We start from the raw sequence: 21,427 nt of genomic DNA on the forward strand, positions 1-21,427 counted from the left end.
CGGCTGCCCACGCGCACGCCCCAGTCGCGCGTGTCGTCGCCGCGGCTCGGATGTTCCACCTTGGTCACATCGGCGCCCAGGTCGGCGAGCGACATGGCGCACATGGGGCCGGCGAGCACGCGCGAAAGATCAAGAACACGCAGACCAGCCAGGGGCTGGATGGGAAGGGGAGCGTTCATGCAACAGGCCTTGTCCAGGAATCGATGCGAGGCCCGCAGACCCCAGAGTTTATTGGTGCATGTGCTGCACCGTTGAGGTGCGTATTTTCATATGTTTAGAAAATTTAGCAATTGTGATAAAAATTGGACATTGTGTAATTGAAAACTTGACAATGAATCTGGCCACTTTGTCCCTGCTGGTGGACATCATCGAAGCCGGCAATCTCAGCCGGGCCGCGGCGCGCCTGGGCGTGAGCCGGGCCAGCGTGAGCCAGCGGCTCAACCAGTTCGAGCGCGAACTCGACCAGCAGCTGCTGCGCCGCACCACGCGCCAGATCGAGCCCACCGAGCTGGGCTGGAAGCTCTATGAACATGGCCGCACCATCCGCCAGGAGCTGCTGGCCGCGACCGAATCGGTCAGCAGCCTGGGCCAGAGCCTGCAGGGCACGGTGCGCCTGGCCGTGCCCAGCGGCTACGGCCAGCTGACGATGTCGTCCTGGCTCACGGAATTCATGCAGCTGTACCCCGGCGTCACGCTGGAAGTGGTGTTCGACAACGACATCGAAGACCTGCTCGAAGGCGCGGTCGATTTCGCGATGCGGGTGATGACCGAGCCGCCGGAAAATCTGGTGGCGCGCAACATGGGTCCGGTGCACTATGTGGCCTGCGCGACGCCGGCGCTGGTAGCGGCCGGCGGCATGCCGAACCGCCTTGCAGACCTGCACCAGGTGCCGCTGATCAGCTCCAACCTCACGGGACAGAAACTGCGCCTGGCCGGCTACCAGGTGGGCGGCAGCGCCGAGCTGCGCATCAAGCCGCGGCTGATGTCGGCCAACTTCTACTTTCTGCGCGACGCCATCCTCAAAGGCCTGGGCGTGGGCGTGGTGCCCGACTACATGGTGCGCGAGCCGCTGCAGCGCGGCGAGCTGGTGCGCCTGCCGTTCGCGCCGGGCAGTCTGGACTTTCTGTCGACCAACAAGTACCTGCTGTACATGCCCACGCGGTATCAGACCAAGGCGATTGCGACGCTGATCGACTTCTTGCTGGACAAGGCCGCGCAGCAAGGCGGGGCGTGAGGCGCTTCACCCATCCGACTTTCGCACCATGCGCGGCAAATCCATCTTGTCGGTGAGGAAGTCGATGAAGGTGATGGTGGCGCGCGACTGGTAGCGGTTGGGCATGTACATCAGGTACATGTGATTGCGGTTGATGCTGAACTGGTAATGGGCCAGCATGGGCACCAGCTCACCCGCCTGTATCCGTGTGCGTGTCATGTAGTCGGGCACCAGGCCCACGCCCAGGCCGCCCAGGATGCAGTCGAGCACGAAAGGGTAGCTGCGCGACATCAGCGTGGGAACGAAGTCGATCTCTTCTTCATGGCCGTCGTGCACGGCTGTCATGCGCACCTGGCCGCTGACGCCGCCCGACGTGATGATGGGCGTGCGCCGCAAATCTGCGAGCGTCTGCGGCACACGGTTGTGCGCTGCCCATTCGGCGGCTGCGCACAGCGTGTAGCGCACCGGCCCCAGGTCGCGCGCGACGACCATGGGCGGCGGCTCCTGGGTCACGCGGATGGCGACGTCCACGCCGTCCTTGACCAGGTTGTCGATGAAGTTCTCCAGCCGCACGTCCAGAATGATGCCGGGATACTTCTTCTTGAACTCTATGAGCCAGGGCCCCATGACCAGCTGGCCGAAGCCGGTGGGCGCGCTCAGGCCGATTTTTCCGGTGATCTGCTGTTCGTTGGCGCTGGCACTCACGGCTTCGCGCATCAGTGCCGACTCATGCACGATGTTGCGCGCATGCGCGTAGACCTGCTGGCCCATGGTGGTCAGCTCTATGCCCTGGGGCGTGCGGCGCAGCAGTTCGGCGTCCAGCGATTTCTCGAGCTGCGCGACGTGGTAGCTGACATTGGCGCGCGACATGTTCAAGGCGCGCGCCGCCTGGCTCAGATTGCCGCCGTCGACGATTTCCACAAAGATGGTCAGTGCCTGCAAGTCCATCGCGACGGTTCTTTCGTGTCAAATATTTTTGACCATGATGTACATGGATGCCATCGTTGTCAACAACGGTCTTGTTTGCAAGAATGAATCAAAGCCCAGTAAACGGGATAAGAAAAATGCACAAGCAAGGAGACAAAATGGCCATCACACGTTCAAAATTCTTACGCACTCCCACGCTCATCGCCGTGGGCCTGCTGCTGGCGTTTCCCAGCCTGCACGCCGCGGCGGCCGGCTGGCCCGAGCGTCCCATCAAGCTGGTCGTGCCGTTCCCCGCGGGCGGTCCTACCGATGCCGCGGCGCGCGTCTATGCCGAAGCGCTGGGCAAGCGCCTGGGCCAACCCGTGGTCGTGGACAACAAGCCCGGCGCGTCGGGCGCGGTCGCCGCGGGCCAGTTCGTCAACACGCCGGCCGACGGCTATACGTTCATGATGATGGTCACGCCCACCATCCTGGCACCGCATTTCTTCAAGACGGCGACCTTCAATCCCGCGACCAGTTTCGCGCCGGTCACCAAGATCTACGACCTGCCCAATGTGATCGCGGTCAACAAGAATTCCCTGCCGGATGTGACCGATCTCAAGTCGCTGTTCGCCAAATCGAAGGCCAGCGCGCAGACGCTGATGTACACCAGTTCGGGCGCCGGCAGTTCGGGCCATCTGAGCATGGAGCTGATGAAATCCAAGGGCTTCACCAACATGCAGCACATCGCCTACAAAGGCAGCGCGCCCGCGATGAACGACACGCTGGGCGGCGTGGTGCCGGTGATCTATGCCGACATGGTCACGGCGCTGCCGCAGATCAAGGGCGGCCGGCTCAAGGCCTTGGCCGTAGGTACGCCCCAGCGCGTGAAGTCGCTGCCCGACGTGCCGACCATGGCCGAGCAGGGCTTCGGCGGCAACGAGGCTTCGTCGTGGGGCGGCCTGGTCGCGCCCAAGGACACGCCGCAGAACATCATCAAGCGGGTCAGCGAGGAATCGCGGCAGATCCTGGCCAGCGACGAGGTCAATCAGCGCTTCGAACAGATCGGCGTTCTTTCCGCCTACCTCACTCCGGCCAAGACGCAGGAACTGCTGCAGTCCGATTTCACGGGCTGGGGCAAGGTGGTCAAGGACAACCAGCTGACCACCGAATAAAGCGCGCCCCGCAAGAACAGCCCACTCCCAGCGGGCGCGGGACAGCCGCGCCCGTTTTTCGCGCCCATCTCCTACCCACCATGAAGACACGTATCACAGAGCTGCTCGGCATCCGCTACCCCATCATCCAGGGCGGCATGCAGTGGGTGGCGCGCAGCCCGCTGGTGGCCGCGGTATCGAACGCCGGCGGCCTGGGCGTGCTGACCGCGCTGACCCAGCCCACGCCCGAGGCGCTGCGCGAGGAAATCCGCACAACCCAGGCGCTCACGCGCGCGCCGTTCGCGGTGAATCTGACTTTCCTGCCTGCGCAGACCCGGCCGCCCTATGACGAATTCATTGAAGTCATCATTGAAAGCGGCGTACGCATCGTCGAGACCGCGGGCAACAATCCGCGCCAATACATTGGCCGGCTGCATGCGGCAGGTATCAAGGTGGTGCACAAATGCACGTCGGTGCGCCATGCGCTGTCGGCGCAGAAGATTGGCGTCGATGCGGTGTCCATAGACGGCTTCGAGTGCGCGGGCCATCCGGGCGAAGACGATGTTCCGGGCCTGGTGCTGATTCCCGCCGCGGTGAAGGTGCTCGACATTCCCGTCGTCGCTTCGGGCGGCATCGCCACGGGCGCGGGCATGGCGGCCGCGCTGGCGCTGGGCGCCGAAGGCGTCAACATGGGAACGCGCTTTCTGGCCACGGTCGAATCGCCGGTGCACGAGGCACTGAAACAGGCCCTGGTCAATGCCAGGGAAACCGACACCCAGCTGGTGCTGCGCAGCCTGAGCAATACGTCGCGCGCGCTGCGCAGCAGCGTGACGCAGGAAGTCGTCGCCCTCGAACGCCGCCCCGGCGGCAGCCCGTTCGAAGACCTGCGCCATCTCGTCACCGGCCAGCGCGGCAAGGCCGCGCTGCAGTCGGGCGACATCGACAACGCGGTGATCGCCGCGGGCCAGTGCGTGGGCCTGATCGATGACGTGCCCACCTGCGAGGAATTGATCGCCCGCATGGTGCGCGATTGCCGCGCCGCGTTCGCGCGCGGCAACAGCCTGTTCGTCGCGTGATCTGCGCAGTTTCTGAAGACCCCATGTTCCAGCCCATTCGCCCCATACGCAGCCTCGCGGACATCGAAGCCATAGAGCAGACGCCGCTGGCCGAGTTGATCGCGCCCCAGTCCACCCACGCGCTGTTCGAGGCTTCGGCCCGCGGCCATGGCGCGGGCGCGGCGCTGACGTTTCTTCCGACAGCCGATGCCCCTGCCCAGCGCTTCACCTATGCGCAACTGCTGGGCAAGATCAACCAGACCGCGAATGCGCTGCACGGCCTGGGTCTGGGCAGCCAGGACACCGTGGCCATCATGCTGCCGGGCTGCGCCGAATACCATTTCGCGCTGTGGGGCGGCGAGGCCGCGGCCATCGTGCAGCCCATCAACCCGCTGCTCACCGCCGAGAAGATTTCGTCGCTGCTCAACGCCACACGCGCCAAGGTGCTGATCGCCTGGGCCGATGCCGATGACGCCGGCATCTGGCGCAAGGTGGCGCAGCTGACCACCGGCATTACCCATGTGCTTTACGTGAGCCATGCAGGCACCGTGCCCGACACCGAGGGCATAGGCGCACGCGTGCTGAATTTTGCGCAAGTGATTGCACGCGAGCCCGCCGACCGCCTGGTCTCGGGCCGCGTGATCCAGCCCGGCGATATCGCCGCGTATTTCCACACGGGCGGCACCACGGGCTCGCCCAAGCTCGCGGCGCAGACGCACGGCGCCCAGGTCTATACCGCCTGGGCCAGCGTGCAGATGCAGGGATTGACGTCGAACGACCGCACGATCAACGGCTATCCGCTGTTCCATGTGGCCGGCGTCCTGCCGGGTTCGCTGGCCTGCTTTTCCGCGGGCGCCGAAGTCATCATTCCGACGACCGAGCTGTTTCGCAACAAGCAGGTGCTGGCCAATTTCTGGCAACTGGTGGACCGCCATCGGCCCACGCTCATGTCGGCCGTGCCCACGGTGTTGTCCATGCTTGCCGACATCGATCTGGCGGGCGCCGACATCTCGTCGATACGCTATTTCCGCACCGGCGCCGCGCCGCTGAGCGAAGAGACGGCGCGCCGCTTCAAGGCGCGCACGGGCCTGCATGTGCACGAAAGCCTGGGCATGACCGAGATGACCGGCATCTCGACGATCACGCCTTCGGGCGTGCATGCCAGCGTGGGCCATGTCGGCTTCAGAACCCCGCATGCGCGCATTCGCATCGCGAAGATGGACGCCAGCGGCAATGTCACGCCGCACGCAGTCGCGCCTGGCGAAGCCGGCATGGTGCTGTTTCGGTCACCGAATCTTTTTGCGGGCTATCTGGGCGCCATCGAGCGCGACAGCTACTTCACCGCAGACGGCTGGCTGATCTCGGGTGATCTGGGATCGCTGTCCGCCGACGGCCTGCTCAAGCTGCAGGGGCGCTCCAAAGACCTGATCATTCGCAGCGGCCACAACGTAGACCCGCAGGTGATAGAGCAGGCGCTCGAAAGACATCCGGCCGTGAAAGCCTGCGCCGCGGTGGGCGCGCCCGACCCGCATGCGGGCGAAGTGCCGGTGGCCTACGTGACGCTCAAGGAGGGGCATACGGCAGACGCCGAATCGCTGCGCGAATTCGCCGCGCGCCATGTCGATGAACCGCCGGCGCGCCCGCGCTACGTGGAAATCGTTGCCGCGCTGCCGACCACCAATGTAGGCAAGGTGTTCAAGCCAGAGCTGCGCAGCATGGCCAAGCAGCGCTACATGGAGACCGCGCTGGCCGCGGTCATGCAGCGCCAGCCGCAGCCGGCCTGCGTCTGGCCGCAAGTGCGCTTCGATGAAGCGCAAGGTTTTGTGCTGCGCGATCCGCACGGCTGGCTAGCGGACCAGGATCTGCAGACGCTGGCCCAGGATGTGAAGTTCATGGGCGCAGCGGTACGCATCGAGGCCTGAGTTCACTCGGCCTGGATATTGGCTTCCTTCACGACCTTGCCCCACATGTCCCAGTCGCGCTTGACCATGGCGCCCAGCGCCTTGCTGTCCTTGAAGTCGGCGGTCGCGCCCTGGTCCAGTGCCTTCTTCTGGAACGCGGCGTCATTGAGCATGTTGCGCACATCGGTTTCGAGCTTGCGCACGATCTCGGGCGAGGTCTTGGCGGGCGCGAACAGCGCGAACCACGACGTGGCGTTGACACCGGGCAGGCCGGCTTCGGCCGTGGTCGGCACGTTGGCGAGACTGGGCAGGCGCTCCTTGCCGGTCACGGCCAGCACCTTGAGCTTGCCCGACTGGATATGGGACATGAAAGGCGGCGCGGTGCCGAACGTCAGATCGACCTGACCGCCCAGCAGGTCCTGCAGGGCAGGGCCCGTGCCCTTGTATGGCACGTGCACCATGCGAATGCCCGCCGCCTGTTCGAGCTGCACGCCGGTCACATGCTGCAGCGAGCCATTGCCCGAAGACGCGTAGTTGAGCTTTGCGGGGTTGGCCTTGGCATAGGCCACGAGTTCCTGCAGCGTGTTCACGGGCAGATCGCGGCGCACGACGACGATCTGCGGCGCGGACAGCACATTGGCCACGGGCACGAAGTCGGTCAGCTCCCACGAACTCTTGCCCAGGTGGGGCGAGATCACATGAAAGCCCGAGTACTGCATCAGCAAGGTATAGCCATCGGCTTCGGCGCGCTTGGCTTGCGCCGCCGCGATATTGCCGTTGCCGCCGCCCTTGTTCTCGACCACGATCGATTGGCCCAGCACCGGCCCCAGGGCTTGCGCGGCCATGCGCGCGGCCAGGTCGGTCGTGCCGCCCGCCGATGCCGGCACAATCATGTTGATCGGTTTGTTGGGGTAGTCGGAACGCGCGGCCGCGGTGCCGGCGACGCCCAGGGCCAGGCCGGTGGCGAGTGCGAAACGGCCGAATTGCTTGCGAGTCATGGTCATTCTGTGTCTCCTTGGTTTTTGTAATGCGGGCTTCAAAGCCCCGTTTCGGCGGCCTGCAGCCGCTCCTGCGCGCGAGCGCGAACTTCCTGCAGCGACGCGGGCGCGGGGTGCAGCTGCTGCACCGGCCCGGCCTTGACGATCGCGCTGGGAATGTCATGTCCTATCTGCGCGGGCAAGGCCGCGGCCACCCGGGTCAGCGCCGCCAGATCGACGCCCGTGTCATAGCCCATCAGCTGCAGCGCATGCACCAGTTCCTCGGTGCAGGCATTGCCGCTGGCACCGGGCGCATAAGGGCAGCCGCCCATGCCGCCCACGGAAGCGTCGAAACGATCGGCTCCGGCAGCGATGGCCGAGAGCACATTGGCCAGGGCCATGGCGCGCGTGTCGTGGAAATGCAGCGTCAACGTGGTCTGCGGCCAGCGGGCCTTGAACGCGCTGACCAGCGCATGCACCTGGGCCGGATGCGCCATGCCCGTGGTGTCGCACAAGGTGATGCCTTGTACGCCCAGGTCGATGAAGCGCTGGGCCCAGTCGAGCACCACGTCGGCCGGCACATCGCCTTCCATCGGGCAACCGAAGCTGCACGACAGCGAGACGTTGAGCGCCACCTGGCCCTGCTGGGCGACGGCGATCACGTCCTGCAGGCCCGCGAACGACTGCACGCGCAGCATGCGCAGATTGCCGAGGTTATGGGTTTCGCTGACCGACATCACCAGGTTCAGCTCGTCGGCGCCCGCGCCCATGGCGCGCTCGGCGCCCTTGACATTGGGCACCAGACAGGTCATCACGGTGCCCGCCGGGCGCGCGATGCCGCGCAGCACCTGCTCGGCGTCCGCCAGCGCGGGAATCGCCGTGGGCGAGACAAAGGCCGTGACTTCGACCTTGGCCATGCCCGCGGCCGACAGCGCATCGACCATGGCGATCTTCTGCGCCGTGGGCATGAACACTTTTTCCATCTGCAGGCCGTCGCGCGGGCCGACTTCCTGGATATAGATGCGCTTGCCCGCGCCGTTCCAGACGTTGGCTGTGCCGCTCATTGGATCACTCCCTGCGCGCGCAGTTCGGCGATCTGCGCCGCGCCCAGGCCCATGGCCGCGAGCACCGCGTCGGTGTCGTCGCCCAGCTTGGGCGCGCTGGAGCGCACCGTTCCCGGCGTGGCCGACAGCTTGGGCACGATGCCCGGCACTTCGACGCTGTAGCCGTCGCGCGTTTGCTGCTGCAGGATCATGTCGCGTGCGCGGTAGTGCGGGTCTTCGCAGATGTCCTTGGCGGTGTAGACGCGGCCCGCGGGAACGCGCGCCGCGCCCAGTTGTTCGAGCACGGCGGTGATGTCGCGCGCCTGTGTCCAGGCCGCGATCGCGGCGTCGATTTCGTGCACCCGCGCCACGCGGCCGGCGTTGTCGGCGAGGTCGGGGGCGTTGGCCAGATCGTCGCGGCCAATGGTCTGCATCAGCCGCTTGAAGATGCTGTCGCCATTGCCCGCGACCAGCACCCAGCCGTCGGCGCAGGGATAGGCGTTCGACGGTGCAATGCCGGGCAGGGCGCTGCCCGCGGCTTCGCGCACCGCGCCAAACGCGCTGTATTCGGGCACCAGGCTTTCCATGACGTTGAACACCGCTTCGTGCAGGGCCACGTCGATCACCTGGCCCTTGCCGCCATGCGCCTTGCGGTGGTAGAGCGCCGTGAGCACGCCTATGGTGCCGTGCAGCGCCGCGAGCGTGTCGCCAATCGACACGCCCACGCGCACCGGCACGCGGCCGGGCTCGCCCGTGAGATGGCGCAGGCCGCCCATGGCTTCGCCGACGACGCCGAAGCCGGGCAGATCGCGGTAGGGGCCGGTCTGGCCATAACCCGAAATGCGCAGAATGATCAGTCCGGGATTGATCGCATGCAGTTCGTCGGGCGACATGCCCCAGCCTTCGAGCGTGCCGGGCCGGAAGTTCTCGATCAGCACGTCGGCTTCCTTGAGCAGCTGGCGCACCAGGTCCTGGCCCTGGGGCTTGCGCAGATCGAGCGCCACCGATTTCTTGTTGCGCGACTGCACCTGCCACCAGACCGAGGTGCCGTCCTTGATCATGCGCCAGTTGCGCAGCGGATCGCCGCCGCCCGGCGCTTCGATCTTGATCACATCGGCGCCGAACTCACCCAGGGTCTTGCCCGCGAACGGGCCGGCGATGAGCTGGCCCATCTCGATGACGCGCACGCCCGATAGCGCGCCTGCATCCAGGGTGGGCATATTTTGTGGAGTTTCCTGCATTCTTTCCTTCTCTCTCGGCAGTCGCGAAGCGGCATCGCGAAGGGCCTCATGATGCAAAAGATCCGCGCGGCTGCAAAACGCTGATTTGCGTTTCTGCCATCGCATTTCGGCATAGCAATCGAAAAACTCAGTAGATACCCTAGGTGAAAAGACGCATGAAGTTGGGAGCACTGCCGTTTTGGCAAAGCAAAATGCGGGCATGCGACTCAACCCCATCTCCTTGCGCTTGTTCGTGGCTGTCATGGAGGAGCAGGCGATCGCGCGCGCCGCGCTGCGCGAAAACATCGCGACTTCGGCCGCGAGCCGGCGCCTGGCCGAACTCGAAGCCCAGCTCAAGGTGCAATTGTTCGAGCGCAGCAACCGCGGCATCGCGCCCACGTCGGCGGCCTATACCTTGCTGGGCCTGGCGCGCAGCGTGCTGGGGGAGATCGACGGCATCGCGCGGCAGATGCGCGAGTACGGCAGCGGCATGCGCGGCCATGTGCGCATGGTCGCCAATATTTCGGCGATCACGCAGTTCCTGCCCGCGCAGCTGCAGGGCTTCATGACCGAGCACCCCGAAGTGCAAGTGCATCTGCAGGAGAAGATCAGCAGCGAGATCGCGCTGGCCGTGGCGCAGAACACGGCCGATTTCGGCATTCTGAATGCCGGTCGCTATGGCGGCGAGCTGTCCTATCTGCCTTACCGCCAGGACGAGCTGATCCTGATCGCGCCGCACGGCCACCCGCTCACGCAGTTCGAGCAGGTCGACATGCGCCAGGCGCTGGCCTATGACTTCGTCGGTGCGCATGTGGGCAGCGTCATCAACGCGCTGCTCACGCGCAGCGCCGCGCAAGTGGATCTGCCGCTGAAGCTGCGCATCCAGGTGACCAGCTACGACGCGCTGTGCCTGATGGTTGCCGCGGGCCTGGGCGTGGGCGTGTTGCCGCGCCAAAGTGCGGCTCTGTATGCGGGCACGCTGGCCATCACGGCCCTGCGCCTGAACGAGCCCTGGGCCCAGCGCCAGTTGGTGCTGTGCATGCGCTCGCTGGAGGCACTGCCGCCCGTCGCGCGCGCGCTGGTCGAGCATCTTGCCAAGCCGTGAGCTCACGCTTGGCTGCTGTGCACCGCCTTGCCGCGCAAGGCCAGAAGCAGTGACAGCAGGCACAGCCCGGCCGCGACCAGAAAGGTCGTGGCAAAGGCCTGGCCCAGGGCCTGGCGCGAACTGCGGGCCAGGCCATCGGCGCCCAGCAGCGCGGAAAACAGCAGGGGCAGCAGCGCGGCGCCCAGCATGAAGCCCAGATTGCGCGACAGTCCCAGCAGCCCCGAAAGAAGGCCTTTGTGCGCCTCGGGCGCGGCGCGCATCATGGCCGTGTTGTTGCCCGCCAGGAACAGCTGAAAGCCCGGCGTGACCAGCATCAACGCCAGCACATAGCCCGGCACGCCCATCACCGCGGGCAGCAGCGCAAAGCCGCACAGGCCGGCGGTGGCCAGCGCCAGGCCCGCGCGCAGGCAGGCCTGCGTGCCCAAGCGGTCGGTGAGGCGCCCCGCGGGCACACCCGACAGCGCGGCGGCGATCGGGCCCGCGGCCATCACCAGGCCGGTCTGCGCTTCGGTCAGGCCCAGGCCGAAAGCCAGAAAGAACGGGCCGACGACCAGCGTCGCCATCATGACCGCGCCGACCAGCAGGTTCATCGCCAGCGGCGTGGCGACCGCACGATCGCGCAGCAGGCCCAGTGCCAGCGGCGCGCGCGCGGCGGCCGCGTTTGCCCTTGCGGCGGGAAGCGCCGCCCACGCGAGCGCCAGCAGGCCGGCGCCCAGCACGGTCAGCAAAGCAAAGGCCGCGCGCCAGCCGCAGCTGCCGATCAGCAGGCCGCCGACCGACGGGCCCAGCGCCGTGCCTATCGCCGACATGGTGCCCAGCAGGCCCATCGCCGCGCCCATGCGCTCTTGTGCGACCAGGCCCTTGGCCAGCGACATAGGCAGCGACATCAGAACCGCCGCGCCCAGGCCTTGCGCCACGCGCGCCGCGGTCAGCCAGCCCAGGCCCGGCGCGAGCGCGGCGGCTGCCGACGCCAGCGTGAACAGCGCGATGCCGGCCATGAGCACGCGGCGGTGGCCGTGCAGATCGCCCAGGCGCCCGGCCGGGACTATGGTCGCCGTGACCGCGAGCAGATAGGCCAGCATCACCCATTGCACCTGCTCGACGCTTGCCGCGAAGGCTCTGGACAGCGTGGGCAGCGCCACGGCGGCGATGCTGATGCCCAGCGACGCGAGCAGGATGGAACCCGCGAGCGCCGCCAGGACGAGTCTGTTGTGGGGGAGGGAAACTGCGTTGTTCATGCTGACTTCTTGCCGCGAAATGGAGGACGGCTTTACTATGCAATTTCAAGTCAACTTGAAGTCAAGCATGAATCTTCTCGATATCGGCGTGCTGTCGAAGACCAGCGGCCTGCCCACCTCCACGCTGCGCTATTACGAAGAGCGCGGCTTGATCGAATCCGTTTCGCGCAACGGCTTGCGCCGCCAGTACCGCGAGGAAACGCTGGACCAGCTGGCCTTGATTGCGCTGGGCAAGGGCGCGGGCTTTTCGCTCGCTGAGATCAACGGCATGTTCGACAAGAACCGCAACCCCGATCTGCCGCGACCTTCCTTGGTCGAGCGTGCCGATGAACTCGACGCACAGATCCGCCGCATGAGCACCTTGAGCAAGCTGCTGCGCCATGTCGCCGAATGCCCCGCGCCGTCACACATGGACTGCCCGCGGTTTCGCAAGCTGCTGCGGGTCGCGGGGCCGGGGACAGCGGCCAAATAGCGCAGCGCTGGCCCGGCTTTCCAATGACGCAAGCGGGCCGGCAGATGCGCTCGCGCTATTGCGTCGAGCAGCTGAAGCTGGCCGCCGCGTTGATGTCGCCGCTGCCCTTGTAGCGCGGATACGCAGGGTAGTCGCACAGCGGACGCGTGCGGCCCGGCACGCCGGCCGTGTCGGTCACGATCTGGCTCGGTGGCTGCGTGCTTTTCTCGGCCCAGTTCTCGAGCGTCGACAGCGAATCCCAGGCGGCATTGAAGACAGAGCTGACCGCATGGCCGTAGCCCGGAATTTCGTAATAGCGCAGGAACGTGTCGGTGCGCGCCTGGCCCATGGTCGCGCGCACGCGATCGACGTACTGCGCGGTGGCGCGCGTGCTGACCAGCGCATCACCCGTGCCGTGCGCGATCAGCATCTTGCCGCCCCTGGACTGGAACGCCGTCAGGTCGGTCTTGTTGATGTCCTGAAGGCCGCTGAGCGCGCTGATGCGTGCCTGGTATGCGCCGGGGTTTTGCGGGTCCAGCGTCAGCGCGTTGAAGTTCGGGTCGCGCGTGACGAAAAAGCGCACCCACTGGTCCCAGAACACGCTGCCATAGGGCGCGCCGGTCGGCATGGGGTTGGCGGGCTGTACGGTCTTCAGGGACAGCGACGAGACGGTGGGCTGCAGGGGGCTGGCGTTGGGAATGCCGAAGTCGGTGCCCCAGGTGTTGAAGCCAGGGTATTGCGTCTCGCCGCTGGCCAGCGTGAAGTTGAATGTGATCGGCGTGTTGATGACATTGAACGCCGCGATCTGCGCATCCGACAGGCAGGCGTCGCCCGTATCGAGGCCGCCGGGGCAGCGCAGCGGCAGGCCGTTGACGGTCGCGGTCGCGGGATTGAAGCGCGCGTTGCAGGCCTTGATGTCGCTGATCAGGCCGTCGGCCACGCCGTCGAGCGCATCGCAGGCCTCGATGGACGCGTCGTACAGCTGCTTGCGCTTGGCCGGGCTGGGATAGGCGCCGGGCTGGGCCAGCGCGCGCGTGATGCGGCCGAACTGCAGGTCGAGGCTCGCGGCCGCGCCCGCGGGATACAGCGCGATCACGCCGTCCCAGTCCTGCGGCCATTTCTGCGCCACGGCAAGCGCTTCGCGCCCGCCCGTGGAGCCGCCCGCAAAGTAGGCTTTCGTCGCCCCGCTCACGGCGTAGCGCGCCTTGATGATCGCAAGCGCCACATCGCGCGTCTTCTTGAGCGCGTCGCCTGAAAAGTTTCTGACCGCCTCGTCATTGACGCCGAACGAGCCGTCCTGGCTGCCCAGCGCTCCGGCCTGGTGTCCGGAATCGCTGGCGAAGGTCGCGTAGCCGCGTCCCAGCGGCGTGGCCTGTGCGGTCGGGCCAGCGGGAACATTGCCCGTCACGGAAGGAATCGTGCCGTTGTAGCCGCCGCCGCCGAACATCATCACCTTGTTGTTCCAGACGGTAGGCAGTGCCACCTGCAGCAGGATCTTGGGCGCCGTCGTGTCGACCGGCGAAATCGACGCGCTCACGCGGCAGAACTCAGGCGTGGCGCTCACGCCGCTGCCCGCCGCGGCCACAGTCGTTGCCGCGGTGACCACCGCTCCGCTGGTGGCCAGCCCGATGCTGGACGCGGCAATCGCCATTCCATTCAGATCGGCGCAAGCCAATGGCGCGGGCGGATTGTCGCCACTGCCGCCGCAGCCGACCAGTACGGCCGAGAGGGGCAGCAGCAGGGCAAAGTGGCCTAGAGAGCGCTGGGGTTGTCGCATGTTGTCTCCTGTTGTTGATTAACTACCGCGTCAGTCCGGGCTTCAGGCCCGGATTTCAATCAAGTACTTTGTCGACATCGTCCTGCCCGCCGATGGCGCTCGGATGGCTGGCAGGGACGGCCGCTTTCGAGGCCGCCATGGAGGCAGAGAGTTCAGGGGATGCGCGCCGTGGGCGGCAAGGGGATCAACTGACGGACAGTGTCTGGAATCGGTATTGCGCGGTCTATCCACGTTTGCACTAACCTCGTCGGCGCCGGCCATGGAACGCGGCCGCTGGCCGATTTGTTCAAGACACCGGGCCGCGGCCAGGCGATCATGGCGGCAGTTCATTCAACCCAGGAAAAAGCATGGCCACCACCGACCGCGATCGCAAGATCGACAACATCGAATTCAATGTCGCCGACATCGCGCGCAGCAAGGCGTTCTATGGCGCGGCCTTCGATTGGCAGTTCACCGACTACGGACCCACGTACACCGAGTTCAGCGATGGCCGCCTGACCGGCGGCTTCACCACGGGCGAGGCCGTTCGTCCCGGCGGCCCGCTGGTCATTCTGTACGCCGATGATCTGGCCGAAACGCAGCAGCACCTCGAAGCCGCGGGCGCGATCATCACCAGGCCGGTATTCGCTTTCCCGGGCGGGCGCCGCTTCCACTTCCAGGACCCGGACGGCTACGAGCTGGCGGTCTGGTCGGCCGAGCCGCACTGAGCACTAGCGCGTCACGGCGCGAGCATCTCCTTGATCACCATGTGCAGGCCCAGCACGATCAGGCTGCCCAGAAAGACTTTTCTGAACAGCAGGGGCGACAGCCGGTGGCGCAGCGACTGCCCCAGCGCCATGCCCGCGAGCGCGGGCAGCAGCAGCAGCGCCGACGCGCCCAGGCTGGTGCTCGAATACTGCGCATTGAAGTAGAGGCCGGCCGCGAGCGCCACGGTCGAGACCGTGAAGGAAATGCCCATGGCCTGTATCAGCGCATCGCGCTGCAAGCCCAGCGCCTGCAGATACGGTACGGCGGGAATCACGAACACGCCCGTGGCCGCGGTCACCAGCCCCGTCATCGCGCCTATCACCGGGCCCAGCCACGGCTCGCTGGCCGCGCGCACGGTCAGCCGCGCGCCCGTGAGGCCCCAGACCGCATAGCCGATCAGCGCCACGCCCAGGCACACCGTGGCCCAGGCACCTGCGGGCGCGCCCAGCGCCCAGGCGCCGGCCAGCGTGCCGACGAACACGCCGACTTGCATGGGCGCCAGCCGGCGCAGCAGCGGCCCCAGCGCCGACCAGGGCCTGATCTGCCAGACGTTGGTGACCAGCGACGGCACGATCAGCAGCGCCGCGGCCTGGGCCGGTGTCATCAGCAGCGCGAGCAAGGCCATGGCGATGGTGGGCAGGCCCAGGCCCACCACGCCCTTGACCAGGCCGGCGAGCACGAAGACCAGGGCGACCAGCAGCGGCCAGGCGGCGTCGGAAAGCGAAAAGGGGAAGTTCATGGCGCGATTCTGGCGACGCCAGGCGCGGCGCGGAATGCGGAAGTCGCGTAGCCAGCCTCAGGCCCACCCTGAGCCTTGATGTGGTACTTTGCGCCCATGCGCTTCGACCTGACCGATCTGCGGCTCTTTTTGCACGTCCATGAGGCGGGAACGATCACGGGCGGCGCCGAGCGCAGCCACATGACGCTGGCTTCGGCCAGCGAGCGCGTGCGCGGCATGGAAGAGGCGCTGGGCGTGGCGCTGCTGCTGCGCGAACGCCGCGGCGTGCAGGTGACCCCCGCGGGGCGCACGCTAATCCACCACGCGCGCCTGGTGCTGCAGCAGATGGACCGCCTGCAGGGCGAACTCGCCGATTACAGCGCCGGCCTCAAGGGCCATGTGCGCCTGCTGTGCAATACCTCGGCCCTGAGCGAACACCTGCCGCAGGTGCTGGGCGGCTTTCTCGCCCGGCATCCCGGTATCTGCGTCGATCTGGAGGAGCGTGCGAGCAGCGAGATCGTCGATGCGCTGCGCGACGCGGTCTGCGACATCGGCATGGTCTCCGACTCGGTGGATCTTGCAGGTCTGCAGACCTTTGCGTTTCGCGCCGACCCGCTGGTGCTGGTCGTGCCGCGCGACCATGTGCTGGCCCGGCGCAAGGCCCTGGCCTTGTCGGAGGTCGCGGATTGCGCGTTTGTGGGCCTGGTCGAAGGCAGCGCCTTGCAGGCGCACATCACGCAGCATGCGCGCCGGCTGGGCAAGCGGCTGAACTACCGCATTCGCCTGCGCAGCTTCGAGTCGGTGTGCCGCATGGTGGGCGAGGGGATAGGCGTGGGCATTGTTCCGCTGGCGGTGGCGGCGCGCCAGGCGCGCACGGCAAAGGTCAAGCGCATTGCGTTGACCGACGCCTGGGCCGCGCGCAATCTGGTGCTGTGCGTGCGCGATCTCGACACGCTGGCCGCGCCCGCGCAGCAGCTGGTGCGGCATCTGCTGGCGGATTCCCCATGAAAAAGCCCGCACGCGGCGGGCTTGGAAGTCAGGAATCGCGTATCAGGTAAACAGCGCGATCAGGATGATGATGGGAATCGGAATGCCCAGCAGGAACAGGAGAATGGAGCGCATGGTGAGTCCTTCAAGTGGTTGGGCCGGCCTGGTGGGGCCGGCGGTGGACAAAAGGGTTTAGAAAGCGTCGCGTTGGCGGCCACCCCAGGTGGCGGACAGGCTGGCGACAAAGGCGCCGATCAGCAGCGCGACAAACAGCCACAGCATCGAATGCGCAGCCACCTTGCGTGCGGTTTCTGCGGCTTCCTTGGCCTTGACTTCGGCTTCATCGATCTTTGCCTTGGCCTGGGCGATCTGCTGCTGGGTCTGCTCGAACGACTTCTGCACGCGTTCCTGGGCCTGGGCCGGGGTCAGACCCGTGCGTTCGGCGACCAGTTGTGCAACATAGCGCGCGTCTTCTTCAGGCAGCTTGCCGGTCTGCAGCGCATTGGCGTAGATGCTTGTGACTTCCTTGGCCACGTCGGCCGGCGAGCGCTGGCTTGGCGGCACGACGGCGGTCGCTCCCTCGGTTGTGGGCGCGGGGCGGAACAGGCTGTCGACCCAATAGCCGAAGCGGTTGGCCGAAGCACCCTGGCCGTCGCTGCCCGACGTGGCCGCACCGGCCGCGCCGGCAACCGCTGCCTGCACGCCGCCGCCGACCACCGTTGCCGCACCCGATGCCACGGCGCCCGCGGCCTTTGCGGTGCTGGAGATCGCGCTGCCCGCGACCGAGCCCATCAGGGCCACCATCAGCAGCGTTGCCAGCGACCAGGCCAGAAAGCCATGGGCGGTATCGCGGAAATAGACTTCATCGACCTGCACGCCGACCCAGCGCGTGCGCAGGCGGCCGGCAATGTAGCCACCGACGCCCGCCGAAGCGAGTTGGGTGAACGCAAACCAGGCTGCGGCGGTCCAGCCAAAGGTTTCACCTTCGACGCCTCGGCCCGACCAGACCGAAACCGACGACAGGCCCAGGCCTATGCCAAGGATGAAAAGCACAAGAGACAGAGCCGCAGCGGCGAGCGCGCCCGCGAAAATTGCGGCCCAGGACACCCCGGATGCTTCTACGGCCCGGGACAGGGCGGAAGGAGCAAGGGGGTCGGGCTGGACGTAGTTAGGTGCCGTCATGGAAAGCCTTCCGGTTGGTTGGAAAAGTCCCATTTTTGGTGCGCCGCCCCTGAATCGTTTGTAAGGAAACAGGAAGAAACGTATCCGATTCAAGCGCCTTTCGTTGCAGGAATGGCGCTGCTGCGCGGCACGCTGCGGGATCACGGCGCAGGATGAGGCGTCAATGCGTGTTCGGCTTACACAGTCCGGCGCCGCTTTGGTCAAAGGTCAGGATGGACAGGAAAAACAACCATGCACCACCATGAGGACCGCAATGAACAGAACCGCCAGCGAAGCCAAGACCACCAAGCCCATTCCCCCCATGCAGGCCCGACGCGCCGCGGTCGCCAAGGCCAAAGCGATTGCCGTGGACGTGCCCGCGAACATCGGCAGCACGCCGGCCACGCGTTTTCGCGGCGATGCCGACATCTTCGGCCGGCTGGTCGAAGACCATGACCACCACCGCGCGCTGCTGGCGATGATCAGTGTGACCCACGGCCATTCGCCCGAACGCGAGCGCCTGTTCATCGAGCTGGTCAAGGAAATCAAGGGCCATGCGGCGGCCGAGGAGCAGGCGCTGTGGTCCAGCGTGATGCGCAATCCCGCGACCACCGACGACGCGCGCCACGCCGTGGGCGAGCACAAGGAAATGGACAAGATGATGGCCGACCTGGCCGCGCGCGACATGGCCTCGCCCGGCTGGCTGCGGCGCTTCGCCGCGCTGCGCGACGAGTACCTGCATCACATTCGCGAAGAAGAGCAGGAGCAGTTCGTCGCCGCGCAAAAGCACCTGTCCGACAGCGATATTCGCTACATGCGCCAGGTGTTCAACCGCCGCAAGAAGGAAGAGAAGGCCGGTGCGACAATCGAAAAGAAGCTGCAGAAATAGGGCGCAACCCGCATGGCGCGCGGATCACGCCTGGCTCATGAATTGCCTTGGCCGCGGGCCTTTTTCATGCGGTACATGCTGTTGTCCGCATGCTGCAGCAGCGTGTGCTCGTCGCTGCCGTGTTCGGGGTAGCTGGCGCTGCCTATGCTCGTCTGTACGGTCAGCAGCTGTCCATCGATCTCGAACGGCGCATCGAACGCATCGGCAATCTGGTGCGCCATGATCCATGCGCCATCCAGGGGTTCGCTGGACTCGAGCAGCACCACGAACTCGTCGCCGCCCACGCGCGCCACCGTGTCGTAGGTGCGAAAACAGCTTTTGAGGCGCTGCGCGAAGGCCTTGAGCAGGCTGTCGCCGACCGCATGACCCAGGCAATCGTTGATCTGCTTGAATCGGTCCAGATCCAGATACAGCACGCACAGAAACAGTCCGTCGCGCCCCGCGCGTGCCAGTGCATGGCACAGGCGGTCATGCAGAACGCTGCGGTTGACCAATCCCGTGAGCGTGTCGAAATGCGCCATGAATTGCAGGCTCGCGTAGAGGCGCCGGCGCTCCACGGCCGAGGCCACCTGCGTGGCGATGCACTGCAGCACCTCCTGGTCCTGCGCGGCAGTGGCATGGCGCTTGAGCACCAGCGCGCCCACCACGCCTTGCTGCGTGATCAGCGGCACGCCCAGCCAGTACGATGCATTGTCGCCGCGCAGCGTCAGACCCGGCCCGGCGAGCGGGTCGGGGGTCTGGGTGACCTCCTCGCAAAATGCCTGCAGCATGGGTGTTTCGGCGCCCGCATTTTCCTCGAGCACCAAGTAAGGAAACGCCAGCACTTGATCGGTCGCGTCGCGCAAGGCCACGGCGAACGCGCTGCAGGGCAGCAATGCGTCGATGATGCGATGGACGCGTTCCAGCAGTTCGCGCATGTCCTGGGCCTCATGCGCGGCTTCGGAAATGGCATTGGTCGCGGTCTGCATCGCCTGTGCCCGTTTGCGCGCCGTAATGTCGCGCGCCACGGCAATCCGCACCTGGTCGACTTCGGACCAGCGCGCCGACCACATCAAATCTATGAGTGTTCCGTCCTTGCGCACATAGCGGTTCTCGAAATGCAGGTGGCTGTGCCCGGCCATGACGTTCTGCGCGGCCTGCAGCGTTCTTTCCCGGTCTTGCGGCGCCACCATGTCGAGCATGCGCCGGCCGACCATTTCCTGCGGCGTATAGCCGAATATCGCTTCACAGGCCGCACTGGCAAAGACGAAGTATCCCTGCGCATCCACCACGCAGACCGCATCCAGCAGCAGATCCAGGATCGTGCTGAACAAAGGATCGCTTTTCTGCTGCATGGGAACATGTCCGGCCGAAGTATCAGGGTGAGCGTTCATGTCGTGGGTCCGTCAGGTGCTGCAGCGTCCGAGACCACCATCATGCCTTCAATGGATGCAAAAAAAAGCCACGTCCATCGGGCGATGGCGTGGCTTTCGGTGACCGGAGCGCGTCCGATCAGTTGTTGTCGTTGCCCAGTTGCGGCAGGGCCGAACCGCTGCCCATCGACAGCAGGCCGGTCTTGGCATAGATGGCGAGCTTGTCGCGCGTATCCATCAGGTCGAGGTTGCGCATGGTCAGCTGACCGATGCGGTCCGCGGGCGAGAACGGCGCGTCCTCGACTTTTTCCATCGACAGGCGTTCGGGCTGGTACGTCAGGTTGTCCGACTCGGTGTTGAGCAACGAGTAGTCGTTGCCGCGGCGCAGTTCCAGCGTCACGGTGCCGGTAATGGCGCGCGCGACCCAGCGCTGGGCGGTTTCGCGCAGCATGATGGCCTGGGGATCGAACCAGCGGCCCTGGTACAGCAGACGGCCCAGGCGCAGGCCGTTGATGCGGTACTGCTCGATGGTGTCTTCGTTGTGGATGCCGGTCACCAGGCGTTCGTAGGCGATGTGCAGCAGCGCCATGCCCGGGGCTTCGTAGATGCCGCGGCTCTTGGCTTCGATGATGCGGTTCTCGATCTGGTCGCTCATGCCCAGGCCGTGGCGGCCGCCGATGCGGTTGGCTTCGAGGAACAGTTCGACGGGGTCGTCGATGCGCTTGCCGTTGAGGGCCACGGGACGGCCTTCTTCGAACGTCACCGAGACTTCTTCGGCCTTGACTTCGACTTCAGGCTTCCAGAAGGCCACGCCCATGATGGGGTTCACGATGCGGATGCCGCTCGACAGCAGTTCCAGATCCTTGGCTTCGTGCGTCGCGCCCAGTATGTTGGAGTCGGTCGAGTAGGCCTTTTCGGCGCTCATCTTGTAGCCGAAACCTTCCTTGGTCATGAAGGCCGACATTTCGGCGCGACCGCCGAGTTCGTCGATGAAGGCCTGGTCCAGCCAGGGCTTGTAGATGCGCAGCGCGGGGTTGGTGAGCAGACCGTAGCGGTAGAAGCGCTCGATGTCGTTGCCCTTGAAAGTCGAGCCGTCACCCCAGATGTGGACGTCGTCTTCCTTCATCGCGGCGACCAGCATGGTGCCGGTCACGGCACGGCCCAGCGGCGTGGTGTTGAAGTAGGTGATGCCACCGGTCGAGATGTGGAAGGCGCCGGCCTGGATGGCGGCGATGCCTTCGTTGACCAGCTGCGTGCGGCAGTCGATCAGGCGGGCCTTCTCAGCGCCGTATTCCATCGCCTTGCGCGGGATTTCGTCGTAATCCGCTTCGTCGGGCTGGCCCAGGTTGGCGGTGTAGGCGTAGGGCACGGCGCCCTTGTTCTTCATCCAGCGCAGCGCGGCGCTGGTGTCGAGGCCGCCGGAGAAGGCAATGCCGACTTTGTCGCCGACGGGAAGGTTTTTGAGGATGGTTTCCATATCAGTGCACTCTGGGTAAGAGAATTTAAGTGGGTCCGGCCCGCAGGCCGGCCGCC

General features: G+C 66.0%; 21 protein-coding genes. 9 read left to right on the plus strand and 12 right to left on the minus strand.

Translation table 11 applies throughout. The features are described 5' to 3' along the window. Nucleotides 1-179: CoA transferase (locus KHY18_RS21365; protein WP_213304707.1), on the minus strand; the 179-nt coding region annotated here is incomplete at its 3' end. A 152-nt stretch (nt 180-331) separates the two neighbouring features. Here KHY18_RS21365 and KHY18_RS21370 point away from each other — a divergent pair. After that, the gene (locus tag KHY18_RS21370) at nt 332-1,234 is read left to right on the plus strand and encodes a LysR family transcriptional regulator (protein ID WP_213304637.1); all 903 of its coding nucleotides are present in this window, start codon (nt 332-334) and stop codon (nt 1,232-1,234) included. Nucleotides 1,235-1,240: 6 nt separating this feature from the next. Here KHY18_RS21370 and KHY18_RS21375 read toward each other — a convergent pair whose 3' ends face one another. Continuing rightward, nucleotides 1,241-2,161, minus strand: coding sequence for a LysR family transcriptional regulator (locus KHY18_RS21375; protein ID WP_213304640.1), 921 nt, complete (start codon nt 2,159-2,161; stop codon nt 1,241-1,243). A gap of 137 nt (nt 2,162-2,298) precedes the next feature. On the opposite strand from KHY18_RS21375, the gene KHY18_RS21380 reads away from it, so the two are divergent. The 3 genes from KHY18_RS21380 to KHY18_RS21390 all read left to right on the plus strand — a co-directional run bounded on the left by KHY18_RS21380 (nt 2,299) and on the right by KHY18_RS21390 (nt 6,250). Next, a complete protein-coding gene (locus KHY18_RS21380) occupies nt 2,299-3,294 on the plus strand; it encodes a Bug family tripartite tricarboxylate transporter substrate binding protein (protein ID WP_213304643.1) in 996 nt (331 codons plus the stop codon). An 80-nt stretch (nt 3,295-3,374) separates the two neighbouring features. Continuing rightward, entirely contained in the window at nt 3,375-4,349 is a 975-nt protein-coding gene (locus KHY18_RS21385; protein ID WP_213304646.1) for an NAD(P)H-dependent flavin oxidoreductase, read from the plus strand. 23 nt (nt 4,350-4,372) lie between these two features. Next, a complete protein-coding gene (locus KHY18_RS21390) occupies nt 4,373-6,250 on the plus strand; it encodes an acyl-CoA synthetase (protein WP_213304649.1) in 1,878 nt (625 codons plus the stop codon). A gap of 2 nt (nt 6,251-6,252) precedes the next feature. Here KHY18_RS21390 and KHY18_RS21395 read toward each other — a convergent pair whose 3' ends face one another. Genes KHY18_RS21395 through KHY18_RS21405 form a run of 3 tightly spaced genes read right to left on the minus strand, consistent with a single transcriptional unit; the run spans nt 6,253 to nt 9,469 of the window. Continuing rightward, entirely contained in the window at nt 6,253-7,233 is a 981-nt protein-coding gene (locus KHY18_RS21395; RefSeq protein ID WP_213304652.1) for a Bug family tripartite tricarboxylate transporter substrate binding protein, read from the minus strand. A 32-nt stretch (nt 7,234-7,265) separates the two neighbouring features. Further along, on the minus strand, nt 7,266-8,270 hold the full coding sequence (locus KHY18_RS21400) for a hydroxymethylglutaryl-CoA lyase (RefSeq protein ID WP_213304655.1): 1,005 nt from the start codon (nt 8,268-8,270) through the stop codon (nt 7,266-7,268). Then, on the minus strand, nt 8,267-9,469 hold the full coding sequence (locus tag KHY18_RS21405) for a CaiB/BaiF CoA transferase family protein (RefSeq protein WP_249729280.1): 1,203 nt from the start codon (nt 9,467-9,469) through the stop codon (nt 8,267-8,269). The genes KHY18_RS21400 and KHY18_RS21405 overlap by 4 nt, the downstream gene beginning before the upstream one ends. A gap of 220 nt (nt 9,470-9,689) precedes the next feature. On the opposite strand from KHY18_RS21405, the gene KHY18_RS21410 reads away from it, so the two are divergent. Beyond that, the gene (locus tag KHY18_RS21410; protein ID WP_213304662.1) at nt 9,690-10,574 is read left to right on the plus strand and encodes a LysR family transcriptional regulator; all 885 of its coding nucleotides are present in this window, start codon (nt 9,690-9,692) and stop codon (nt 10,572-10,574) included. Nucleotides 10,575-10,576: 2 nt separating this feature from the next. Here the strand turns inward: KHY18_RS21410 and KHY18_RS21415 are convergent, their stop codons facing one another. Then, the gene (locus tag KHY18_RS21415; RefSeq protein WP_249729281.1) at nt 10,577-11,812 is read right to left on the minus strand and encodes an MFS transporter; all 1,236 of its coding nucleotides are present in this window, start codon (nt 11,810-11,812) and stop codon (nt 10,577-10,579) included. A 67-nt stretch (nt 11,813-11,879) separates the two neighbouring features. Between KHY18_RS21415 and KHY18_RS21420 the strand changes: the two genes are divergently transcribed. Continuing rightward, the gene (locus KHY18_RS21420) at nt 11,880-12,284 is read left to right on the plus strand and encodes a helix-turn-helix domain-containing protein (protein WP_213304665.1); all 405 of its coding nucleotides are present in this window, start codon (nt 11,880-11,882) and stop codon (nt 12,282-12,284) included. A 55-nt stretch (nt 12,285-12,339) separates the two neighbouring features. Here the strand turns inward: KHY18_RS21420 and KHY18_RS21425 are convergent, their stop codons facing one another. Then, on the minus strand, nt 12,340-14,040 hold the full coding sequence (locus KHY18_RS21425; protein ID WP_213304668.1) for a tannase/feruloyl esterase family alpha/beta hydrolase: 1,701 nt from the start codon (nt 14,038-14,040) through the stop codon (nt 12,340-12,342). A gap of 347 nt (nt 14,041-14,387) precedes the next feature. Between KHY18_RS21425 and KHY18_RS21430 the strand changes: the two genes are divergently transcribed. After that, nucleotides 14,388-14,747, plus strand: coding sequence for a VOC family protein (locus KHY18_RS21430; protein WP_213304672.1), 360 nt, complete (start codon nt 14,388-14,390; stop codon nt 14,745-14,747). An 11-nt stretch (nt 14,748-14,758) separates the two neighbouring features. On the opposite strand, the gene KHY18_RS21435 is transcribed toward KHY18_RS21430, so the two are convergent. Then, nucleotides 14,759-15,526 carry a sulfite exporter TauE/SafE family protein gene (locus tag KHY18_RS21435; RefSeq protein ID WP_213304675.1) on the minus strand — a complete coding sequence of 256 codons (768 nt, stop codon included), beginning with the start codon at nt 15,524-15,526 and terminating at the stop codon, nt 14,759-14,761. Nucleotides 15,527-15,622: 96 nt separating this feature from the next. Here KHY18_RS21435 and KHY18_RS21440 point away from each other — a divergent pair, with 96 nt between their 5' ends. Next, the gene (locus tag KHY18_RS21440; RefSeq protein WP_213304711.1) at nt 15,623-16,513 is read left to right on the plus strand and encodes a LysR substrate-binding domain-containing protein; all 891 of its coding nucleotides are present in this window, start codon (nt 15,623-15,625) and stop codon (nt 16,511-16,513) included. A gap of 42 nt (nt 16,514-16,555) precedes the next feature. Here KHY18_RS21440 and KHY18_RS27290 read toward each other — a convergent pair whose 3' ends face one another. Both KHY18_RS27290 and KHY18_RS21445 read right to left on the minus strand, forming a co-directional pair. Next, nucleotides 16,556-16,678: a hypothetical protein gene (locus KHY18_RS27290; RefSeq protein ID WP_283771354.1), complete on the minus strand. Its 123-nt coding sequence runs from the start codon at nt 16,676-16,678 to the stop codon at nt 16,556-16,558. Nucleotides 16,679-16,684: 6 nt separating this feature from the next. Beyond that, the gene (locus KHY18_RS21445; RefSeq protein ID WP_349630325.1) at nt 16,685-17,545 is read right to left on the minus strand and encodes a cell envelope integrity TolA family protein; all 861 of its coding nucleotides are present in this window, start codon (nt 17,543-17,545) and stop codon (nt 16,685-16,687) included. 382 nt (nt 17,546-17,927) lie between these two features. On the opposite strand from KHY18_RS21445, the gene KHY18_RS21450 reads away from it, so the two are divergent. Beyond that, nucleotides 17,928-18,542, plus strand: coding sequence for a hemerythrin domain-containing protein (locus tag KHY18_RS21450; protein WP_213304678.1), 615 nt, complete (start codon nt 17,928-17,930; stop codon nt 18,540-18,542). Between the two features lie 35 nt (nt 18,543-18,577). Here KHY18_RS21450 and KHY18_RS21455 read toward each other — a convergent pair whose 3' ends face one another. Beyond that, nucleotides 18,578-19,915 carry a diguanylate cyclase domain-containing protein gene (locus KHY18_RS21455; protein WP_249729282.1) on the minus strand — a complete coding sequence of 446 codons (1,338 nt, stop codon included), beginning with the start codon at nt 19,913-19,915 and terminating at the stop codon, nt 18,578-18,580. A 118-nt stretch (nt 19,916-20,033) separates the two neighbouring features. Beyond that, nucleotides 20,034-21,371: an argininosuccinate synthase gene (argG, locus tag KHY18_RS21460; RefSeq protein ID WP_213304681.1), complete on the minus strand. Its 1,338-nt coding sequence runs from the start codon at nt 21,369-21,371 to the stop codon at nt 20,034-20,036. Between the last annotated feature and the right edge of the window lie 56 nt (nt 21,372-21,427).

This window comes from Acidovorax sp. CCYZU-2555 (assembly GCF_018413525.1).
GTDB lineage: Bacteria > Pseudomonadota > Gammaproteobacteria > Burkholderiales > Burkholderiaceae_C > Comamonas.

Coding starts and splice junctions, on each gene's coding strand:
- KHY18_RS21370 (WP_213304637.1), top strand. CDS start 332: ATGAATCTGGCCACTTTGTCCCTGCTGGTGGACATCATCGAAGCCGGC.
- KHY18_RS21375 (WP_213304640.1), bottom strand. CDS start 2,161: ATGGACTTGCAGGCACTGACCATCTTTGTGGAAATCGTCGACGGCGGC.
- KHY18_RS21380 (WP_213304643.1), top strand. CDS start 2,299: ATGGCCATCACACGTTCAAAATTCTTACGCACTCCCACGCTCATCGCC.
- KHY18_RS21385 (WP_213304646.1), top strand. CDS start 3,375: ATGAAGACACGTATCACAGAGCTGCTCGGCATCCGCTACCCCATCATC.
- KHY18_RS21390 (WP_213304649.1), top strand. CDS start 4,373: ATGTTCCAGCCCATTCGCCCCATACGCAGCCTCGCGGACATCGAAGCC.
- KHY18_RS21395 (WP_213304652.1), bottom strand. CDS start 7,233: ATGACCATGACTCGCAAGCAATTCGGCCGTTTCGCACTCGCCACCGGC.
- KHY18_RS21400 (WP_213304655.1), bottom strand. CDS start 8,270: ATGAGCGGCACAGCCAACGTCTGGAACGGCGCGGGCAAGCGCATCTAT.
- KHY18_RS21405 (WP_249729280.1), bottom strand. CDS start 9,469: ATGCCCACCCTGGATGCAGGCGCGCTATCGGGCGTGCGCGTCATCGAG.
- KHY18_RS21410 (WP_213304662.1), top strand. CDS start 9,690: ATGCGACTCAACCCCATCTCCTTGCGCTTGTTCGTGGCTGTCATGGAG.
- KHY18_RS21415 (WP_249729281.1), bottom strand. CDS start 11,812: ATGAACAACGCAGTTTCCCTCCCCCACAACAGACTCGTCCTGGCGGCG.
- KHY18_RS21420 (WP_213304665.1), top strand. CDS start 11,880: ATGAATCTTCTCGATATCGGCGTGCTGTCGAAGACCAGCGGCCTGCCC.
- KHY18_RS21425 (WP_213304668.1), bottom strand. CDS start 14,040: ATGCGACAACCCCAGCGCTCTCTAGGCCACTTTGCCCTGCTGCTGCCC.
- KHY18_RS21430 (WP_213304672.1), top strand. CDS start 14,388: ATGGCCACCACCGACCGCGATCGCAAGATCGACAACATCGAATTCAAT.
- KHY18_RS21435 (WP_213304675.1), bottom strand. CDS start 15,526: ATGAACTTCCCCTTTTCGCTTTCCGACGCCGCCTGGCCGCTGCTGGTC.
- KHY18_RS21440 (WP_213304711.1), top strand. CDS start 15,623: ATGCGCTTCGACCTGACCGATCTGCGGCTCTTTTTGCACGTCCATGAG.
- KHY18_RS21450 (WP_213304678.1), top strand. CDS start 17,928: ATGAACAGAACCGCCAGCGAAGCCAAGACCACCAAGCCCATTCCCCCC.
- KHY18_RS21455 (WP_249729282.1), bottom strand. CDS start 19,915: ATGAACGCTCACCCTGATACTTCGGCCGGACATGTTCCCATGCAGCAG.
- argG (WP_213304681.1), bottom strand. CDS start 21,371: ATGGAAACCATCCTCAAAAACCTTCCCGTCGGCGACAAAGTCGGCATT.